Origin of the sequence: Dyadobacter diqingensis (assembly GCF_024220585.1) — a bacterium.
Lineage (GTDB): Bacteria > Bacteroidota > Bacteroidia > Cytophagales > Spirosomataceae > Dyadobacter > Dyadobacter diqingensis.
This window is the reverse complement of the sequence record NZ_JAMXKF010000011.1, coordinates 139233-158712: the sequence shown is the minus strand read 5'-3', so window position 1 is coordinate 158712 and position 19480 is coordinate 139233. Positions and strand designations below refer to the sequence as shown.

Genomic DNA, 19480 nt, shown 5'->3' with positions numbered 1-19480 from the left:
AAACCTCCTATAACACTGCGTTTAATGCGTTTAAACCAAACCTTAACAAACAGAAAAAAATGAAAGCTGGTAATTTAGAAGTAAAGATATTTGACACGAGACTGGAAATGGGTGCAAATGCTGCGAAAACAGTAGCCGATAAGATCAGGGAATTATTAAAAACGAAAGAATTCCTGAACATCATTTTTGCTTCCGCTCCCTCTCAAAATGAGTTTCTTGCCGTTCTCTCAGAAGAGGAAAATATTGCCTGGGAGCGGATCAATGCCTTTCATATGGACGAATATGTAGGTCTTGCCAACGACGCGCCTCAAAATTTTGGTTATTTCCTCAAAACCAGACTTTTCGATAAAATCCCCTTACATTCTGTTCATTATCTCAACGGGAATGCAACCGATATCGAGGCCGAATGCGTACGTTACTCAAAATTACTCACCGATTTTCCAACTGATATCGTTTGCCTTGGTATCGGCGAAAACTGTCACCTTGCTTTCAATGACCCGCATGTTGCCTTTTTTGACGACCCTTTCATTGTTAAACAGGTAAGCCTCGACGATGCGTGCAGACAGCAACAGGTAAATGACGCTTGTTTTGACTCTTTTGATGAAGTGCCTCAGTATGCCCTCACCATTACCATTCCGGCATTATTAAAAGCACAGTATGCCTACGCCATAGTTCCCGGGCCAAAGAAAGCGGAAGCCATTCAGCATACCCTTGAAGATGAGATCAGTGAGGAATTCCCTTCAACGATTCTTCGCAATCACCCGGGTGCGATTTTATATATTGATAAAGACAGTGCGGGGAGATTAGCCGAAATTTCGTCTTTAAGTTAAATCTTGCCTGCCTTGCGCCAATGCAGGAACCTGTACTTTGTCAATTATCAATTAACATTATATGAAGGGAAAACTTTTGACAATCGCTTTAACCAGTATTCTTGCTTTGAACCAAGGATGTAACACAACAAAAAAAGAAGAAAAAAAGGAGGAAGAATCAAGCAAACCGCTAAGCCTCATTGTGGTTGAACCGGGACATTTTCATGCCGCTTTGGTACAAAAATCGATGTATGCCGATGTTAATCCGTTGGTGCATGTGTATGCATCCGAAGGACCGGATGTAAAAGCATATCTGGATAAAGTAGAAAAGTATAACACGCGCGCCGAAGACCCGACGAAATGGGAGGAAAAAGTATACACAGGTCCTGATTTCCTTGACAAAATGTTGTCTGAGAAAAAAGGGAACGTTGTTGTTTTGGCAGGAAACAATCAGAAAAAGACAGATTTCATTAAAAAATCTGTTGATGCCGGCCTAAATGTTCTGGCCGACAAACCGATGGCTATCGATGCGGCTGGTTTTGATTTGTTAAAAGAAGCGTTCACAAGTGCCGAGAAAAACAAAGTTTTGCTTTACGATATCATGACGGAGCGTTATGAAATCACCAATACACTGCAACGTGAACTGGCTGAACTTCCTGACATTTTCGGCGAGCTGCAAAAAGGAACCCCTTCTGATCCTGCGGTGGCCAAAGAAAGTGTTCACCACTTTTTCAAATACATATCAGGAGAACCGCTGGTACGTCCAACCTGGTTTTTTGATGTGAATCAGCAAGGTGAAGGAATGGTAGACGTAACAACACATTTAGTGGATCTGGTTCAGTGGAGCTGTTTTCCCAACGTAACGTTGGATTACCAAAAGGACATAAAATTGCTTTCTACAAAAAGATCGGCTACGCAATTGAAACCATCGCAGTTCAAGCTGGTTACAAAAAGTGATACTTATCCTGAATTTCTGAAAAAGGATGTAAAAGACAGTACTTTGAATGTTTATTCAAACGGCGAGATCAACTACACGCTTAAAGGCGTTCATGCGAAAGTTTCTGTGATCTGGAATTTTCAGGCTCCGGAAGGAACCGGCGACACGCATTACTCGATCATGAAAGGCTCGAAAGCCAATCTGATCGTTCGTCAGGGGAAAGACCAGAAGTACAAGCCTGTGCTTTACATTGAAACGGTTAGCAAAGACAAAGGTTATGAAGAGGCTGTCGCGAAAAGCTTTAAAACAGTACAGGATAAATTTCCTGGCATTGAATTGAAGAAAAACGCCAAAGGCTGGGAAATCAGCATTCCTGCAAAATACGATACAGGCCATGAGTCTCACTTTGCACAGGTTGCCAATAAATACATGGAGTACCTGAAAGCCGGTAAACTGCCGGAGTGGGAAGTGCCCAATATGATTTCTAAATATTACACAACCACGCAAGCGCTGAAGCAGGCGAAGGGAGGTAAATAAAAGTTCAGGGAATTTACAATCACTTCAAAGCGATACGGAGCACAACTCTGTATCGCTTTTTGTTTGAGAGCAAGACCTGCCCCTAAATTTCAGCGGTTTAGCTTTATTTGCCTATATTTGTTTAGATTCAAATCAATTCATGTATGGAAATCACCAGCCTCGATCAGCTAGATCTTAATGCAACATACAGCTATGCCGATTATTTAAAATGGCATTTTGAGGAAAGGATTGAGCTTATCAAGGGAAAAATATTCAAGATGTCTCCGGCCCCCGCCACAAGGCATCAGTTGATTTCTGGCGAAATCTACTTTCTTTTTAAGAGTCATTTAAAAAGAAATCCTTGTAAAGTATTTATCTCTCCGTTTGACGTGCGGTTAACACCATTAAGAAAACAAGAATCCAGCAAAATTTACACCGTTGTACAGCCCGATGTCTGTGTGGTTTGTGATCCAAACAAAATTGACGCAAAAGGCTGTGTAGGTGCGCCTGACCTTGTTGTGGAAGTACTTTCCCCGGGTAACACCGATAAGGAAATGAAAGAAAAATTTGAGATTTATGAGGAAAACGGTGTGAAAGAATATTGGCTCGTTGAACCGGATCATCACGTCGTTTTGGTTTATAAATTGAACGAGGCTGGCAAGTTCATCGGATTAAAACCCTTCGTTGAATCTGAAATTTTGACATCAGAAGTTATTGGGGGTTTTGAGGTATTGGTAAGAGATATATTTGATGTCTAAGTAATTTAGACATCATATTAGCTCCTTTAGGAGCTCCCTGTTTGCAGCAATCAAATTTACCAAAGTACGAATCCTGACTCCTTCGGATTCACCCCATAAAATAAGTTTTGGACTCATAACAAGAGGCTCCAAAGGAGCCACGCCTCCTGATGCAGCATTTTCTGCTATAAACAGGGCGCTCCTAAAGGAGCTTTGCAAGCCTTATTAGTACCGGCCAGGGTTTATTTGTCTCCGCAATTTATCCGATCTCTAACAACCGATTCCTTACCAACAAGCAGGCTCCTAAAATCCCGGCGCGTTCACCCAACTTCGACATTTTAAGCTGAGAATCATTGTTCACCAGACTTAATGAATATTTATTTAAGGCCGTTTTGATCGGCAGGTAAAGGTAATCTCCGGTTTTAATCAGACTACCGCCCAAAACAACCAGTTCGGGATTAAGCACATTAATCAACGCGGCAATACCTCGACCCAGGTTCTCTCCCACCCTTGCAATCAGCTCGATCGCCAGAACGTCGTCATTTAACGCGGCTTCGATAATATCGTCCATCGTGATATCTTCCGGTTTGATCTTTTTGGTTGAAGTCAGAACGGAAGAAGAACCTTCGGCGAGTTTTTCTCGGAACATTCTTTTCAGGGCCCAGCCTGAGGCTTCGGTTTCCAGACACCCTTTTTTTCCGCAATGACAAATGCGTTCATTGTCAAAAAACGGCATATGGCCTACTTCTCCGGCATACCCCGACTTACCATAATAAACCTGTCCGTCAAATAATATTCCGACGCCAATGCCATAATCAAGATTCAGGAAAAGCACGTCCTTTTCTTCCTCGACAGCCCCAGCGCAAAATTCCCCGTAGGCCATTGCTCTGGAATCATTTTCGAGAAAGACAGGGATACCAACCCGTCCCTGAATAATTTCGGCCAGCGGGCTTTCGTCAAAATGAAAAAAGCTGTAACTATGACCGGTGGTATAATTTATCCTGCCCGAAAGGTTGATACCTATACCTAAAACGCGGTCTGAGGGTACATTTAATCCGGCAATAAAATCCTGAATGTAACCGCAAAGCGCTTCAAGGGATTCGGGCGTATTGTCCAGTTTGTAGTCAAGCTTTTCAGAAACCTTTACCAGATTTTTCTGAAGGTCGGATAAGCCTATATTGATGTGGCTTTGTTTCACGTCCACCCCAATGAAAAATGCCGAATCCGGCACTATTCCATACAAATTCGGCTTTCTTCCGCCGGTTGATTCTATTTTTCCGTAATCTTTGATCAATCCTTCCTGAATCAGTTCATTGACCAGAGAGGTTACTTTGGGAACACTCACATCCAGATCTTTGCTCAGATCAGGAATCGTGGTGTTTCCGTTATTCGCGAAATAGCCAAGAATTATTTTTTTAGGATCGCCTTTTTTGCCTCCAACACCCACTAATCGAATCGTTCGACTCATATATTTACATCTGATACTTTCTCCCAAACTTACTTACTTTCAGTAATAATATTTGCATTTTACACTCTGAATTAGCGAAAGGAAAACTCATTTCAGGCTAATATTTTAGTAAGTCGGGTGAAAGTATCTCCACTTAATCAATTTAAAAATCTGGTATTAATTTTTTCAGGCTTTCGGCCATTGGGTCTCTATCCCCTGTTTTGTAATAAAACCCTGAAATTCTTTCAGCAAATTATTTTTGGCACGAACTTCCCGGGGAATCACTTTTTTATCCAGGGCATATTTGATCAGCAGCCCGACGGATTCTCCAATGCTCCATTCTACGGGATGCAACCTGTAACAGCCGTTCGTGATATGCGTTGTACCAATATTCTTGTTCGCAGGCAGCAAATTCTCCATTCTTTGGGGCAGCAATGCTCCTAACGGAATCTGAAAAGGCAGTGAGCCAAAATCGATATAATTATTGCCTGCCGTACTTGGATGCACGTCGATATGGTAATAACCTACGCCGACACTATCGTAAAATTCAGCGGCAGTATTTTCCTTCTTTCCCGTCACTAGTGCACGATTTTCTGCTCCGACATGTTCTTCTTTAATCGTAAACACCGCCTTGATTCTTCTCGACTCGCGGATGTAAGGATATTTGGCCAACCCGTCTTCCGTTCCCATAATATCTTTTCTCAGCCTGATTCCCGGCCAGCCTTTCCCGCCATCTGGTCGCGGTGCCTCCGTTTGAAGCCAGTATAAAAGTGACAGACTTAACTGTTTCCCTCCATCAAAATATTTTTTAAAATCCTTTTCGCTGGCTCCGATCAGGTTTCCCAGAAAATAATCGTTCTGAGGCCAGTTCACAATTGTGATATCGCCCGGATAAGTACCTTTCTTAAAATTATCCTTGCTGATAATCTTCCGGTAATTCCACAGGTTCAGCGTGTCACCCATCAGCACGCCTTCCGGATGAAAACCCAGTACTTTCGGTTCCAAGGTTTTGGGATTGGAGTAGGATAAGTCCAGCAATTTGCCCGACCAGGGTTTGGTCATTTTGGGTACAAAATTTTTCCAGAAATCATAATCCTTTGGCTTTTCAATAACATGATTTTCTCCCGGAACATAGTCAATCGCGAAACAAACCGTGAAGGCCTGATTATTCTCCGGATTAGCTTTCTCTGGTGCGTGCAGTTCGTTGGTTTCGCTTTTTGCCTCTGCACCCGTTACGAACTCGGTACCAGTCATAGGAAGCAAGTCCCCCATTTCCGTTGCGTCAACAAAATACGGCGCCGACAAAATCAGTTTTGAATTACTCCGCAAATTCACTGCTTCCAGTGCCTTCACCTGATTTCCCGCTACCGATGCACTGGTGATTTTGTGTTCCAGCAAAAGGGTAAGTTTTCCGGTACTGATGTAAGGCGCGAACATATTGTTCAAAACTGCCACCGCAACTCTTGGCTCATGACATAATTTGGATACCGAACCATCGCCCGGGTTCAGGTTTTTACGTGCTTTCGCCTCGTCCGTTAATGGATAATTTCTTTTGTAATAGTCCCTGACGCCATTTCTGAAATCCCGGTAAAGCTGTGTTGCACCGTGGGTTTCAATCCAGATATGCTCATCCGGCGGCACGCCCTGCTGACTTAATTGTCCGCCAATCCAGTCTGTTTCTTCTGTCAGGATAACCGACAAGTTATTTCTCAACGCCGCAAACGCCGAAGCGCAGCCTCCCAATCCTCCGCCTGCAATCACGACATCGGCGTTAAGCTTGGTCTTCCCATTTACAATTTCTTTTGTTTCCGCCTTGGCTGCGGCTGGTACAAAAGCCGAAGCAGTGGCCAACGCGCCACCGCTCAAAGCAATATTTTCAATAAAATTTCTTCTATTCATGATTCTAATTTAAAGGTTTAGCATGCTGTCGGCAATCGGCTTTCAGACTATTGCTATGAAACAAACATCGTCCTTCCAAAACTGGCCGATTGCCGACAACAATTCATCACCACTCAGGATTCTGCGTCAGTTTGGGGTTAATGTCTCTCTCTGACTGCGGAACCGGCAGCAGGTTTAGTTTTGGATACCAGTAACGAATCTCCCGTAACATCCTCGTGCTTTCGCTGGCGCTGTATGTTGGAATATTATTCAGATCATTGGCTGCCGTTGCCTTAAAATCAGGCGAAGCAGGTGTTATGGCAGGATCCTTGGCAATACCCATTACTTTTTGCGGCATCACGATCGAGGCAATGCCCCAGCGACGAATGTCGAACCAACGGAAACCCTCCATTGCCAATTCCACAGTCCGCTCACGCCGGATAAGCTGGCGCAATTTACTCTGATCCGCCTGAATCGCAGTCTCCACATCCGGTTGCCCTGCTCTTCTTCTTACCAGATTCATTGCATTCACTACCGATGCGTCCATCTCGTTAAGCTCGATTTTCGATTCTGCATAGGTAAGCAAAATTTCTGCATAACGCATCAAAATAAAGTTCACACGAGCTGTAAACGCATTTTCAGCTGTGAAAGTGTACTTGGCGTGCAACAGTCCGACACCGCTTTTTGATGGTCCATAGGCATTGTCAAAATCCGCGTTGGCTTTGGTACTCCACGTTCCGTCAGCGTTTCTTACCGATGTAGTATTTTTATAAATGTCATAGACAAAAGTAGTCTGGTTCATCGTAATCGTGTCTCCCGGAATTGCGACGGTATATTTCAAACGCATGTCTCGGTTCAAACGGGGATTTTTCGGATCATACACTTTTGATTCATCGATACGCTTGCCATCTTTTGCCTCGAACATATCCACCAGTCGCTGCTGCGGAAAACGTCCCGACTGTCCACCGGCCGTTCTGGAAATACTTCCCAAAGGCAGGTACGTAATCGAATTCGCATCAGCATCCGTGTAAAGAATTTCAAACATAATCTCTTTTCCCGCATTCGGTGTCTGTCCGGCCCTTGTAAAAAGATCCTGAAATTTAGGATTCAAGCCTAAACCTGCCCCGTCGATAACTTGCTTGGAAACATCGGCCGCCACTTTGTATTCCTTATTGTAAAGTGCAGTGCGGGCTTTTATTCCCAAAACAATGGCTTTGGACATACGTCCGCGGTCCGTTGGAGCCCAATCAAGTGTAGCCGCTGCCGCATCCAGGTCACTGTAAATAAATTTGATCACCTCGGCTTTTGGCGCTCGGGTTTGGGTGTAAAAGTCAGCAGGCAGCAGAGGTTTGGTAATCAACGGTACATCGCCGTATAGATTCACCAAAAAGAAATAAGCAAATGCCCTCAAGCCTTTTGCCTCAGCCTGCATGCGGTTAAACGCCGCCGCAGGAACATTGGCCTTACCCACTTCCATCCCATCAATCATCGTATTGGCGCGCTGGATCGTCGTATACGCCAGCGTCCAGATTGATTTTGCGTTGGCATTAAAAACATCGAAGTTACCCTCACCCATGTCTGGCGCCCGGAGCAAGGCAATATCCGTCCAGCCATCCATGATCGACTGATAAGGGGTCGTACCGGTATTCCAGTAAGCCGATTTGTACACAGCCGTTAAAGCTGCATTCATCTCCGTCTGGTTATTAAAAAACTGGCCTGTTGCGGGAGCGTCCAGCGGCGCTTGTTCAAGGTAATCGTTACAGCCCGAAAACACTTGTAATGAAACGCAAAGACCGATTGTATAGAGGAATTTCTTTTTCATGTTCTTAAAACTTAATGTTAATACCCACAGTGTACGTTTTCATGATCGGATAAAACTCTCCGCCGGTATCTTTTTGTTCCGGGTCAAATCCTGGGAAGAACTTGCTCCACGTTACCAGGTTCTGCCCACTCAGGTAGATTCTGGCCGACTTGATTTTTACTTTTTCAGTCAGCATTTTTGGCAAAGTATAACCCAGCACTACGTTTTTGATGCGGAGATAAGAAGCCGATCTAACCCAGTATGAAGACGTCACATAGTTATTCGGAATGCTGTTGGCCGTCAGACGCGGATAAGCTGCGCCGGTATTTTGCGGTGTCCAGAAATCTTCCTGATATTTAAACATAGATCCCTGAAAGCTGGCTGAATAAAACGGCTGAGAACCCGTTCCCGACAAATAGTTATCTTTTTTACCAACCCCCTGAAAGAACGCCGTTACGTCAAAACCTTTGTACTGAGCGGCCAGGTTGAAGCTGTATTCGTAACGAGGGAAATAATTTCCGAGAATCGTACGGTCATAGCTGTCAATTTTATTATCCGGAACGCCATCCGGACCGCTGAGATCTTTGTAACGAATGTCGCCGGGCGCCGTATTTCCATACTGGAAAGGAGCATTTTTCACCTCCTCGGCTGTCTGGAACAATCCATCGGCCTGATAACCGTAGTAAGAATCCAGTGCGTAACCCTCCTGCTGGATGTTCGCCCCGTTGATTATGGGCGTACCACCGTTTTTCAGCACTTTATTTTTAACGTCGGAAATATTAAACTGCACCTGGTAGTTGAAATCACTTATTTTGTCTTTCCATCCAATCGCCAGTTCCCAACCCGTATTACGCATGGAACCTACATTCACAAAAGGAGAAGCAAGCCCTACGTAACCCGGAATCGGAACGAGTTGCAGCATATCCTTGATATCACGCTGAAAATAGTCAGCCGTTACTGTCAGACGATTACGCAACAAACCAAAATCAGCACCAATATCCAGGATTTTCGACGTTTCCCATTTGATATTCGGATTGGCAGCCGTTGTCAGTGCATAACCTGCGTTTACTACATTGTTGAAATAATAGTTATAAGCCGTTCCCGAATAGAAGGTTGAATAGCTTGGGTAATAATCAGAAGCGCCGCCTCTTATCAAATTCTGGTTTCCAAGCGTTCCGTAGGAAGCACGTAGTTTCGCATCGTTCACGATATGGCTGATCCCCGACCAGAAATTTTCCTGCGACATTCTCCACCCTCCGGATACTGACGGGAACAGTTTCCACCAGTTGGCCTCTCTGAAACGCGAAGAGGCATCCATCCGGCCATTGACTTCCAGCAGGTATTTTTCGTTGTAGTTATAATTCAAACGACCATATGCCGAAACCATCGAATACTTGCTTGCACCACCACTAATGGTTTGTCCGAGCGGATCACCACTATCAAGATATGGGCGGTCCGGCGACAACAGGTTTTGGCGGAATGTGTTGACATTGGAAGTACTGAAATCCTCTGTACTAAAACCGCCCAAAACCGTAAAATTATGTTTTCCGAACGCCTTATTGAACGTAGCCTGTGCACGGAAAAGATTTTGCGTATTCTCGGAATTATTATCCGATAGCGAGTTCAGTGCAGGCCACGGACGAGCTAAGACCAGGGTTTTGGTAGAAGGATCAGCGTTGTAAATTTTGTATTGATCCGTAAAGTTTCTGCCGTGGGTTGTATAATAATTCGAACTGTAAGTGGCAAGAATTTCCAGCCCTTCGATCGGCTTATAGGTCAAAGTACCCTTTATGATTCTTGAATTGGTAATACTTCTCGAAAATCCTCCGTCCTCAGCCTGAGCAGCCGGATTGGCATTGGACCACCCCTCGCCCCATTCTCCCGTATCATAACGGCCCGGTGTTGTTGCCGGAAAACCCAGCATCTGACGAATGATTGACTGTGGCGTAGATTGTCCCGGCCACAAACGGTTGGATTTATTCAAAACAAGATCCATCGATGCAGACAATGTTTTGGTCACCGCGATGTCGGTATTGAAACGAAAATCGGCTCGTTTGTAATTTGTGTTGGCTGTTAATCCCTTCTGATCCAGAAAGCTTCCTGACGCGAAAACCTTGATCCGGTCCGTTCCACCTGAAACATTCAGGTTATGGTTTTGCATCATGCCACTATTGGTCAGCACGAGTTTTTTCCAGTCGGTATTGAAAAGGCTGAAATTATCCGGTCCGTTTTTCTCATAAGCGGCAATCTGCGAAGTGAAGGCTGCCGGCAAACCGCTGTTTACCTGTGCAATATCCCAGTATTTCATATGCTCCAACGCATTGACCTTATCAGGAAGATCCGTTGGTTTCTGGTCGGACACATAAGCATTATAACTGATGTTGATACCATTCGCGCCACGTTTGGTTGTGATCAGAATCACCCCGTTGGCCGCGCGTGAGCCATAAACAGCAGCCGCAGCAGCATCTTTCAAGACTGAAATGCTTTCAATATTGTTTGGATCGATCGCATCCAGATTCATCTCTACGTTATCAATCAGAACAAGTGGATTTTGTCCGGCATTAATTGAACCGATACCACGTATACGTATCGTACCGACATCACCACCCGGAACTCCCGATTGCTGCGTGATGGTAACACCCGGTGCAGCGCCCTGTAAAGCTAGCGAAGTGGATGCCACCTGCCGGTTGGACAATTTTTCCCCGTCAATGACAGAAACCGAGCCCGTTAAGTTTACTTTTTTCTGCGTTCCATAACCCACGACCACGAGTTCATTCAGCGTTTTGCTATCCGAAACCAACGACACGTTGATTTCCCCCGGCCCGTTAAAAGCTATTTCCTGGCTTACCATGCCCATAAAAGAGAACACGACTGTACCGGAATTCTGTGATAATGTCAGTTTATAATTCCCCTCTGCATCCGTTGTTGTTCCGACGGAAGTACCTTTAATCAAAACAGTTACACCCGGCAACGTTCCTCCTGTACTTTCCGTTACCTTACCTCGTAGATCCTGACTTTGCGCAGCAGCATAATATTGCTGGCAAATCGTAATGAGCACGGCGAGCCACCAGCCCATGCGCCGTTTTTGCTTGGAAAAATTCTGCATTGGTTAAATAATTGGGGGTTTAATTGAACATAGTCTTCCCGACCGGTCAAAAGACCGGCAAGGCAATCAGCATTAGGTATTAAAAATTTATTGGGTTTAGGAATAATCTGTATTTATTGGACCTGGCAGCTGATATTGAAATCAATGTCCGCTTCAAAAGTACGGTTCCATGGCAAATCAAAACTCAGGTTTGCCGGCTTGCTGCATTGTATGTTTTGCTGTAAACTATTGTTTTTCTTGAAATAACCCGTCAGAAACGAGTCCATATAATGTTGAAGCAGGCCCAGGCAATAAACTTCTACTTTCTGGTTGTCTACCTCGTTCATCAGGGTTGCGCTCGGCAATTTCTTCCCCGACAAATAGGTATTTGCTTTGGCACGTACCAGGTTATGATAATAATAATCGTCCATCACCCGATTCACCATAAACCAATTTTGTGCAGTCCAGATACGATTGGCGATCGTTTTGTTTTTCAGGAAGCGGGATTCCGCCAGTCCGAAAACAATTCCATGCGGAAGGGCAGTTCCTATCGTGTTCCCCGCGGTATTCCATGAAGCATATCCATTTAAGGATGAAAAAACATTGCGCTTTTCCAGCGCCTCCGTGAACACAGAATCACCGCCCTGTACATTACCGATCGGATCAATATCGGCCACGATCACTCTTTTGCCTGCCTTCACTTTTTGCTCAATTTCAGCGGCAAATTTTTCTGCAACCCCGGCCTCATGTCTTGAAGGAAATACATAAAACAGGATATCAGCTGCATTTTCAGTTTCAACTTCACCTGCTCCGGTAGCCTTAATATGATGACTTACCGTTTCTGCAAGTGTCCGGTCTTCAAATGGCATAACGGTATTTCTCAGCTTTTCAGACGAATAAACCGCCTTGATCTTCGGAGCGAACTGGTAGTTTTTATTCAGAGCCCTCGCTAAAAGAAGCATGGAAACCTCGTCTGCACCAGGCTGTATGGCAATTTTTTCCGTCAACCCGAGGGCATCACGTGTTTTTATTAGGTTCTGCCGGTCTACCAAATGGACGCCTTTGGGTGAAGCGTCATCCTGAGACAGGATCAGATAATCGATAAGACCATTTTTTACAAAATCGATCGCTTTCACATTCGTTTTATAATTGCGCTCTCTTGCTCGTTTGTAGTCAGCCAGGACTGACGCAGGAATATCCCGTTCCAGCTTTACGACTTCCGCTTTCGTTTTTTCATCGGTATCCGGCGATATTTTTGCCCAGGTTGCCAGTTTCTCACGATAAGCCTCATTTTTTCCGTCCGCGCTCGGAGCCAGACGCATGATTACGCTTTGCCCGTAAATTTTCAATTTCGGCGCATTTCTGCGAATTTGTTTCAAAACATCAACCCGGGATAAGGCAACCGAAGACTCCACATTATGTTTGCGGGAAGCAACCAGACCACCGTAAGCAATCATATCCAACACGATAATGGCTGCATCAAACGATTTCAGATCCTGTTTTAAAATCCATTCATTGATTTTTTCGGATTGTCCCGGATCCTGAAAATTCCCCAGTAAAGCCAAAGGCGGAGCAATCACCTCGGCGTCACCAATCAGCCCCATTTTCTCCGTCATTTTCAGGCAAGGCGGACGTGCATCCAACGGGATAAACAAAATCTTTGACGATAGCTTTACCTTTTTTTGAGCAAAACCGTTTATCACAAAACTTAGTAAGACCAAAATGAGAACGATCTTCTTTTTCATAAACTGCTAAATTTTGATTTATAACCGTTCAAACCGTAAAACATGATATAGACATAACAAGCCATCGGGAGCATAAAAGCTATTTTCCAGGTGCTATTGTCGATCAGCAAACCCTGACAGAACGATATCATAGCCCCACCCGCGATGGCCGTCGATAACAATCCCGATGCCTGCGTTGTATATTTCCCCAAGCCGTTTACAGCCAGTGAAAAAATGATCGCAAACATGATTGAATTGCATAAACCAACCGCGATCATACTCCATACTGCCAGATAACCCGACGTATTCACCGACACGATGATCAGGAGAATCGCGAACGCTGCACAGACACTCAGTACCGTTGACGCCTTGATGGATTTAAGCAAAACAGAACCAATCAGACGTCCTACAAGCATACCGCCCCAGTAAAAGGCCACATAATTATTGGCCGCACTTTCGGTAATTTTCAATAAATCAGCAATATAGTTGGTCAGAAAAGTGCCGACCGAAACCTCTGCGCCGACATAGACAAATAGCCCTATGATCCCGTAGTTAAGGTTTCTGAATGAGAAAATGCCCTTTTTTGAGTCATTGGATTTATCAACCACCTCCTCTTCTGTTGTTATAACCGGCAATGACAACCTGCTCACCACGAGTGCAATTACGATCAGTGCGGCAGCAATGCCCAGGTAAGGGTATTTCACCGCGTCACTGGAAGCGCTGGATGTTTGCAACGGTGCCAGAATATAATAGGCTCCAAAAAGCGGCGCTGCGGTCGTCCCGATAGAACCAACACCCTGAATCAGGGTTAACCGCGAAGAGGCTGTTTTGGCCGGACCTAAAATGGTGATATAAGGATTGGCGGCCACCTGTAAAAGCACGATACCGATCGCGACGATAAACAAAGCGGCCAAAAACAAAGCATATTGATGCATCACCGCAGCAGGAAAAAATAACAAAGCTCCGCAGGCCGCAATCGAAAATCCAAGTACCATTCCTTTTTTATACCCGACGCGCTCCACCACTTTCCCTGCCGGAATGGATGCAATTCCATAAGTTAAAAAGAAATAAAACTGCACCAGCGAAGATTCTGAATAAGTCAGTGTAAAACCTTTTTTGAAAAAAGGCACCAGGGTATCATTCAGGCAGGTGATAAAACCCATCATGAAATACAACACAGCCAGCGTGATCAGCGCCGGTGTATAATTTTGTTTTCCCTGACCAATCGGTTCGGAAATGGTCATATTGCTTACTGGAATTCCGGCCATATTACGAATATTGGACTTCTGATGATTTTTTAGCTACAATGGCTTCCAACGTTTTCCAGCACTGATATAATCCGCGTGGAACGTGGAAACAGCCTTTCCATTTACCACCCTTCAAAGGTAACAATACTTCACCCTGCCGGTTCAGGTAACCATACCATTCCGGATTTTCCTGATCTGCAAAATGCGACCAGGTATATTCGTGCACTTTCTCAAACCAGGTCCAGCACCTTTCGTCACCGGTATGCAGATAACCTTTCAAAAGGCTGATCAAAGTCTCCACATGCACCCACCATAACTTCTGATCCCATTCCAGCTGCTGTGGCGGAGCTCCTTTTACATCGAGAAAATAGAATATTCCGCCATGTTTCTTGTCCCAACCGTATTCCAGAATGTTCAAAGTTATCTCCATCGCTTTTTGCGCCAATGCCTTGTTATCCGAACGTTCTGCCAGATCCATCAAAAACCACATGGCTTCAATGCCATGGCCCGGGTTCACCAGACGACCTTCGAAGGAATCGGAGAAATTTCCGTCAGGTGTTACATTTTCCAGGATGATACCCAGCTCAGGCCGGTAAAACTGGTTCATGATGGTATCAATCCCATTTTGAATCGTGTTTTCAACCAGATCAGCGTCCAGTAAATGTTCTATTTCCAACACGAGATTACAAAGGATCATCGGCAGTGCAAACCCTTGCAACGGACGTGTTCCGGGGAAATTTTTATTGTAGATACCTTTTGAGTTATCCTTTTTTTTCAAAATGCTGTGAAAAGTATCCACCGCGATTTTAGCATGCGCCGGTTCATGAGTCGCCTTGTATAACTGCCCAAAGGCCATCGAAGCGAAACAATCCGAAAAGATATTATGTGGCTGAGTCAACGGAATACCTTCACGGTTTACTGAAAAATACCAGTTTCCGTTTTCATCCCTGCCATTTTTTTCCAGAAAGGAAGCGCCCAGCAAGGCGAAGTCGAGCCATTCCTGTTTTTTCTCAACCTTATTGTACAACATGGAAAAACACCAGACCTGGCGACATTGCAGCCAGATAAATTTATCTGTATCGAATACCTTACCTTCTTTATCAAGACACGTAAAATATCCTCCAAATGTTTCGTCCCCTGAATGCTGTAACCAGAACGGTATTACATTATCCAGGAGTGTGTCTTTATATTGTTGAATGTAATCGTCAGGCTGCATTGTAATCGAGTATTGTTAAAATAAAGCTTACTTGATATCTTATTTTACTTTGTTCGATGTAAAAAAAGTAAATAATTATTAAGTAGTCAAGTTTTTGACCTAATAATATTTTATAATTTTAACAAATACAGAAATATGCTACTACAATTACAAAGAAACACGGTAAATAATCCCGGCAGAAACGAAAAATGCCCTTGTTGAAGATTAACTTCAACAAGGGCAACCTTACTTTATTATTTAAAATATTAAGTTTCTAAAATTACATCCGGATATTTTCAAACCTTACCCATTACATACATATCTTCCATTGTTGGACTCGGGCTTCCGCCTGTTTTTTCAAGCGTGATTGCAAAGGCAACTGCGCCCGGGTTTGCCTGCTTCATTTTCAGTAACTTTTTGGTAAATTCCTGATCCAGTACCCCCATATCTACCGGCTTTCCGTTAACGATCGTCCACAACTGGTATTGTTTACCTTCCGGTGCAGCCGGCAATTTTTGCACATCCAGCAAAACATCGTTGGTTTTTGTATCCCATATGGCCGCTACGGCGCTTTCGGGAGACTTTTCCAAACCGGCCATTCTTACGACCTTATAACTTGGGTCTCTGTAAAGACTGGCTAAGGTCTGACCATATTCAACGTCCTTTTTCAGTACTTCCATATCCGACTTCATCGCTTCCATACTCGTCGCATAATCTTCCTTCTCTTTTTTCAGCCCTGAATTCTGCATGGCAGACCAGCCAAATAACACAGCAAAGAGAATTGAAGCAGCAGCGGCAAATTTGGCCCAGGAAGGATATATCACCGTGGCGCCCGCATTTGTATTAACTCCTGCATCGACAACGGTTTGGTTTTCCTCAGCTTTGAAATCTGTTTCAACCGGCAACTTCTTAATTTTATTATCGTCATCTCCCTGAACCAATGTTACCGGTTCAGAAATATCAGATTCAGCAGATTCAGGTTCTTCTGTAACCTCATCGAAATTCATCTGAGCAAAAAGCATCTCTTTTAAAGAAGCCGGCGGTGGTGTCTGATGTTTAAGCGCATACTGCTCCAAAGCGCTTTCTGTGCGCATCAACTCCTCTTTTATCTCGGGATAAATATGAGACATACACTCCACTTCCTGCTTCTCCTGAGGAGAAACGGTGCCCAATACATATTCCTCTAATATACCGGACTCTATGTAGGCTTGGATATTCATACTGCAAAGTATTGTTTTAACTCTTGTAATGCTGTTCGGATTCGCGATTTCACTGTACCTAGCGGAATCTTCAATTCATCGGAAATTTCTTCATGGGTATAGCCCTGGAAATAGGCCATATCAATAAGAATCTTCCGCTCGGGCCGAAGCATATTTACGATTGATTTTATTTCGGAACTCGTGGTACTTAATTCTTCACTCGTGTCCCGCTCGTTCAGAGCGGCCCGATCATCGATATCATCCATCATGGGTTTCCTGCCTTCCACACGGGCAGCGTCAATTGCACCGTTACGGGCAATATTCAGTATCCATGTAAATAACCTTCCCTTTTCCGGATTGTACGAGGCAATGTTTTTCCAGATCTTCAAAAATGATTCCTGCATAACATCAGCAGCCCGTTCCTCATCACGCAATGTTTTGCATATGATATTAAACAATGCCCCAGAGTAGTGATCGTAGAGGAATTCAAAAGCAGCCCGCTCATTTCGTTTGAGCGCCGCCACCAGTTCTTCTTCCGAATATTTTACTTTGCTAGTCGCCAAGAGTCGCTTAACATTTAATTTAACATTTCTTATTGGCAAGCTAATAAAATTTCCCAAGATCTGGTTAACCGGCAAATATATAATTACCTGCCTTTTACCATAATGCGAAATAGTTGCTGATCCGGGCGGTGCGGCCCCAATCAATAAGCTTGGTGAATTGATCATCTTAGTGTGCTTTTTATTATATACGTGAAAAGCAGAATCTTAGATCAATTCAAAAGTTCAAGAATAAACAGAATGTAAAAAACATTTTGGCATAACGGATCAAACAGGCCAGTGCAGGCTTGATAAGCACTTTTGGGAGCAATTCCAGTCAGATAAACCAGTAAAAAAGTCCGGTACTTAGCCAGAAACCGGCGGTAGAAATCATTACTTCCGAAGTAATGCCACGCGCTGATAGGTCAGATAAAGAAAGAAAACCATCAGGCTGAATAAGTAGATAACATTGCGGGAATCGACCAACCCTTTGCCGAGCGCCCGGTATTGTTCGTCCAGCGCGGTCCAGGAAAAAATATCAGCCGCAAACCCGCTTCCGAGCAGGGAAGAAACGGAACCAAAACCGACATACCAGATGAAGGCAAGAAAAACACCGAGGATAAAAGCAACGATCTGGTTTTCGTTCAGGGACGACGACCAGATACCCATGGACACAAGCACCCCGCTAAAAAGGAATAAACCGATGTAGGAGCCAAAAACAGCGGCAGAATCAATATTCCCTGCCGGGTTTCCTAATTTGTAGATACTGTAATAATAAAGTAACGTGGGCAGGATGGTCAATAACACCAGTATCCAGTTGGCAAAGAATTTCCCGAGGATCAGCTCCCAGTTACGGATTGGTTTTGTCAGCAATAATTCGAGCGTTCCCGTCCGGCTTTCTTCCGCAAGAGAACGCATGGTAATAGCAGGGATCAAAAACAGCAATACGTAAGGCGCCAGACTAAAAAAAGAGCTCAGGTCGGCATAACCGTAATCCAGTACATTGGAATCCGGAAAAACCCATACGATAAGTCCCACTGCAATCAAAAAGACTGCCATGACCATGTAGGCAACGAGGGAATTAAAAAAACTACCTATCTCCTTTTGAAAAATTGCAAACACCTTTTTGTTGTGAAAAAGTAAAATGAAGAATCTTTACCAGTTTTTTATGAAAATCGTTTCTATAAAACTTATTCAAAAACCGGCTTTTCGCGGCGCAAAACGGCTGCGATAATCAGTGAAAATATAAATCCTGCCAGAATATACACAAAAACTCCTCCGGCAAACATGATGCCCGGAGAGCTGAATTTTTGAGACAATTCCATGTAATGATCAATTTGTGCGTCATCCAGTCCTTGCGCTTCCATATCCGCACGGGCTTTGTCCAATATCTGGGCCGTTATCGTGGTATCAATAAATTTCACATAAAACATAGAAAACATGGAGGCGATAAAACCCAAAACACCGGACATCAAACTTCCAAGCCCTAACCCCTCACCATACCCCATAAATCCTTTGTTGTTATCCCGGAATTCTTTCATGGCCAGTATAATACCAATGATCAAAATCACGTAGGCCAACATCGGCAGCCATTTGTTTAGCGACAGTCCTGATACATATAATATTGTTGTGTAAACGATAACAGCTACTGAGGTGAGAATTCCGTATTTAAGTGCGGTGCGTGCGCTAGAAGCTTGTTCTTCCATAGGTATTTCGTGTACAGGTTTAGGTTAGTATGGGTTTAAAACTGGTTATTGACAAATTTAGGATTTATTATGAAATACGCCATAGTCCTGTTTCCTCAAAATCAGCGCTATGATCAAAATCGGGATAATGGCCATTACGGTTTTCTTGCTGATCTCGTCCGTTATAATTTCCGAAGTTTCCATGGCCTGGATGCTCGCATACATTTTAAGATATTCCGCATTTCCTATATTTTTTACCAGCTCCGCTTTTCCCTGTTGCAGAAGCGCTCCCATTTCCTGAAGGTAATTGGTAAAAACAGACGGATCGATATAAGTTATAAACAGGTAAATCAACCAGCCGTTAATAAAGGCACCAATGGTATTCACGGCATATCCGATCGTGAGTGCTTCCCATAAATGCAGAAATCCATTCCCGATCTTTTTCCTGAAATACCAGCAAGCGCCCGCGATCATAATCGCGTGAATACCGATATCCATCACTTTATTATTTCCCAACGGTACAATCCCGATTGCATACAATCCGAGAAAAAAAGCAAAAGCAAGAATTCCGGTAATAAATCCAAAAACAAGCGACACCTTTAAAAGTGGCTTGTCAAAATACGCTAATATTGATTTCATGATAATTAATGATAGAATGACAGATTAACAAACCAGAGACCC

Annotated in this window: 15 protein-coding genes; 3 read left to right on the top strand and 12 right to left on the bottom strand. The window is 43.9% G+C overall.

Annotated features, from left to right (window positions below; all coding sequences use genetic code 11):
• The first annotated feature begins 59 nt into the window (after positions 1-59).
• The 3 genes from M1L62_RS25275 to M1L62_RS25265 all read left to right on the top strand — a co-directional run bounded on the left by M1L62_RS25275 (position 60) and on the right by M1L62_RS25265 (position 3020).
• Positions 60-830 (top strand): glucosamine-6-phosphate deaminase, encoded by a 771-nt coding sequence (locus tag M1L62_RS25275; protein ID WP_254562432.1) that lies wholly within the window; start codon positions 60-62, stop codon positions 828-830.
• A gap of 61 nt (positions 831-891) precedes the next feature.
• Positions 892-2283, top strand: coding sequence for a putative oxidoreductase C-terminal domain-containing protein (locus M1L62_RS25270; protein ID WP_254562431.1), 1392 nt, complete (start codon positions 892-894; stop codon positions 2281-2283).
• A gap of 143 nt (positions 2284-2426) precedes the next feature.
• A complete protein-coding gene (locus tag M1L62_RS25265; protein ID WP_254562430.1) occupies positions 2427-3020 on the top strand; it encodes a Uma2 family endonuclease in 594 nt (197 codons plus the stop codon).
• A gap of 238 nt (positions 3021-3258) precedes the next feature.
• Here M1L62_RS25265 and M1L62_RS25260 read toward each other — a convergent pair whose 3' ends face one another.
• The 12 genes from M1L62_RS25260 to M1L62_RS25205 all read right to left on the bottom strand — a co-directional run bounded on the left by M1L62_RS25260 (position 3259) and on the right by M1L62_RS25205 (position 19438).
• Entirely contained in the window at positions 3259-4467 is a 1209-nt protein-coding gene (locus M1L62_RS25260) for an ROK family transcriptional regulator (RefSeq protein WP_254562429.1), read from the bottom strand.
• Between the two features lie 165 nt (positions 4468-4632).
• Positions 4633-6345 carry an FAD-dependent oxidoreductase gene (locus M1L62_RS25255; RefSeq protein ID WP_254562428.1) on the bottom strand — a complete coding sequence of 571 codons (1713 nt, stop codon included), beginning with the start codon at positions 6343-6345 and terminating at the stop codon, positions 4633-4635.
• A gap of 106 nt (positions 6346-6451) precedes the next feature.
• Positions 6452-8146: a RagB/SusD family nutrient uptake outer membrane protein gene (locus M1L62_RS25250; RefSeq protein ID WP_254562427.1), complete on the bottom strand. Its 1695-nt coding sequence runs from the start codon at positions 8144-8146 to the stop codon at positions 6452-6454.
• Positions 8147-8150: 4 nt separating this feature from the next.
• On the bottom strand, positions 8151-11231 hold the full coding sequence (locus M1L62_RS25245; RefSeq protein WP_254562426.1) for a SusC/RagA family TonB-linked outer membrane protein: 3081 nt from the start codon (positions 11229-11231) through the stop codon (positions 8151-8153).
• Positions 11232-11344: 113 nt separating this feature from the next.
• Positions 11345-12955, bottom strand: a complete 1611-nt coding sequence (locus M1L62_RS25240) for a DUF4127 family protein (RefSeq protein WP_254562425.1) — start codon at positions 12953-12955, stop codon at positions 11345-11347.
• Positions 12952-14202, bottom strand: coding sequence for a sugar MFS transporter (locus M1L62_RS25235; RefSeq protein ID WP_254562424.1), 1251 nt, complete (start codon positions 14200-14202; stop codon positions 12952-12954). Before M1L62_RS25235 ends, M1L62_RS25240 begins: the two co-directional genes overlap by 4 nt.
• Before the next feature lies 1 nt (position 14203).
• Positions 14204-15397: a n-acyl-d-glucosamine 2-epimerase gene (locus tag M1L62_RS25230; RefSeq protein ID WP_254562423.1), complete on the bottom strand. Its 1194-nt coding sequence runs from the start codon at positions 15395-15397 to the stop codon at positions 14204-14206.
• A 275-nt stretch (positions 15398-15672) separates the two neighbouring features.
• Positions 15673-16596, bottom strand: a complete 924-nt coding sequence (locus M1L62_RS25225; RefSeq protein WP_254562422.1) for an anti-sigma factor — start codon at positions 16594-16596, stop codon at positions 15673-15675.
• Positions 16593-17303, bottom strand: coding sequence for an RNA polymerase sigma factor (locus tag M1L62_RS25220; RefSeq protein WP_254562421.1), 711 nt, complete (start codon positions 17301-17303; stop codon positions 16593-16595). Before M1L62_RS25220 ends, M1L62_RS25225 begins: the two co-directional genes overlap by 4 nt.
• Positions 17304-17507: 204 nt before the next feature.
• The gene (gene gldF / locus M1L62_RS25215; RefSeq protein ID WP_254562420.1) at positions 17508-18236 is read right to left on the bottom strand and encodes a gliding motility-associated ABC transporter permease subunit GldF; all 729 of its coding nucleotides are present in this window, start codon (positions 18234-18236) and stop codon (positions 17508-17510) included.
• Between the two features lie 68 nt (positions 18237-18304).
• The gene (locus M1L62_RS25210; protein ID WP_254562419.1) at positions 18305-18820 is read right to left on the bottom strand and encodes a DUF4199 domain-containing protein; all 516 of its coding nucleotides are present in this window, start codon (positions 18818-18820) and stop codon (positions 18305-18307) included.
• 57 nt (positions 18821-18877) lie between these two features.
• Positions 18878-19438, bottom strand: a complete 561-nt coding sequence (locus tag M1L62_RS25205) for a DUF4199 domain-containing protein (RefSeq protein WP_254562418.1) — start codon at positions 19436-19438, stop codon at positions 18878-18880.
• Positions 19439-19480 lie beyond the last annotated feature (42 nt).

What these genes read in the sequence shown, in the direction of transcription:
- M1L62_RS25275 (WP_254562432.1), top strand. Translation starts at nt 60, where the DNA reads ATGAAAGCTGGTAATTTAGAAGTAAAGATATTTGACACGAGACTGGAA.
- M1L62_RS25270 (WP_254562431.1), top strand. Translation starts at nt 892, where the DNA reads ATGAAGGGAAAACTTTTGACAATCGCTTTAACCAGTATTCTTGCTTTG.
- M1L62_RS25265 (WP_254562430.1), top strand. Translation starts at nt 2,427, where the DNA reads ATGGAAATCACCAGCCTCGATCAGCTAGATCTTAATGCAACATACAGC.
- M1L62_RS25260 (WP_254562429.1), bottom strand. Translation starts at nt 4,467, where the DNA reads ATGAGTCGAACGATTCGATTAGTGGGTGTTGGAGGCAAAAAAGGCGAT.
- M1L62_RS25255 (WP_254562428.1), bottom strand. Translation starts at nt 6,345, where the DNA reads ATGAATAGAAGAAATTTTATTGAAAATATTGCTTTGAGCGGTGGCGCG.
- M1L62_RS25250 (WP_254562427.1), bottom strand. Translation starts at nt 8,146, where the DNA reads ATGAAAAAGAAATTCCTCTATACAATCGGTCTTTGCGTTTCATTACAA.
- M1L62_RS25245 (WP_254562426.1), bottom strand. Translation starts at nt 11,231, where the DNA reads ATGCAGAATTTTTCCAAGCAAAAACGGCGCATGGGCTGGTGGCTCGCC.
- M1L62_RS25240 (WP_254562425.1), bottom strand. Translation starts at nt 12,955, where the DNA reads ATGAAAAAGAAGATCGTTCTCATTTTGGTCTTACTAAGTTTTGTGATA.
- M1L62_RS25235 (WP_254562424.1), bottom strand. Translation starts at nt 14,202, where the DNA reads ATGGCCGGAATTCCAGTAAGCAATATGACCATTTCCGAACCGATTGGT.
- M1L62_RS25230 (WP_254562423.1), bottom strand. Translation starts at nt 15,397, where the DNA reads ATGCAGCCTGACGATTACATTCAACAATATAAAGACACACTCCTGGAT.
- M1L62_RS25225 (WP_254562422.1), bottom strand. Translation starts at nt 16,596, where the DNA reads ATGAATATCCAAGCCTACATAGAGTCCGGTATATTAGAGGAATATGTA.
- M1L62_RS25220 (WP_254562421.1), bottom strand. Translation starts at nt 17,303, where the DNA reads ATGATCAATTCACCAAGCTTATTGATTGGGGCCGCACCGCCCGGATCA.
- M1L62_RS25210 (WP_254562419.1), bottom strand. Translation starts at nt 18,820, where the DNA reads ATGGAAGAACAAGCTTCTAGCGCACGCACCGCACTTAAATACGGAATT.
- M1L62_RS25205 (WP_254562418.1), bottom strand. Translation starts at nt 19,438, where the DNA reads ATGAAATCAATATTAGCGTATTTTGACAAGCCACTTTTAAAGGTGTCG.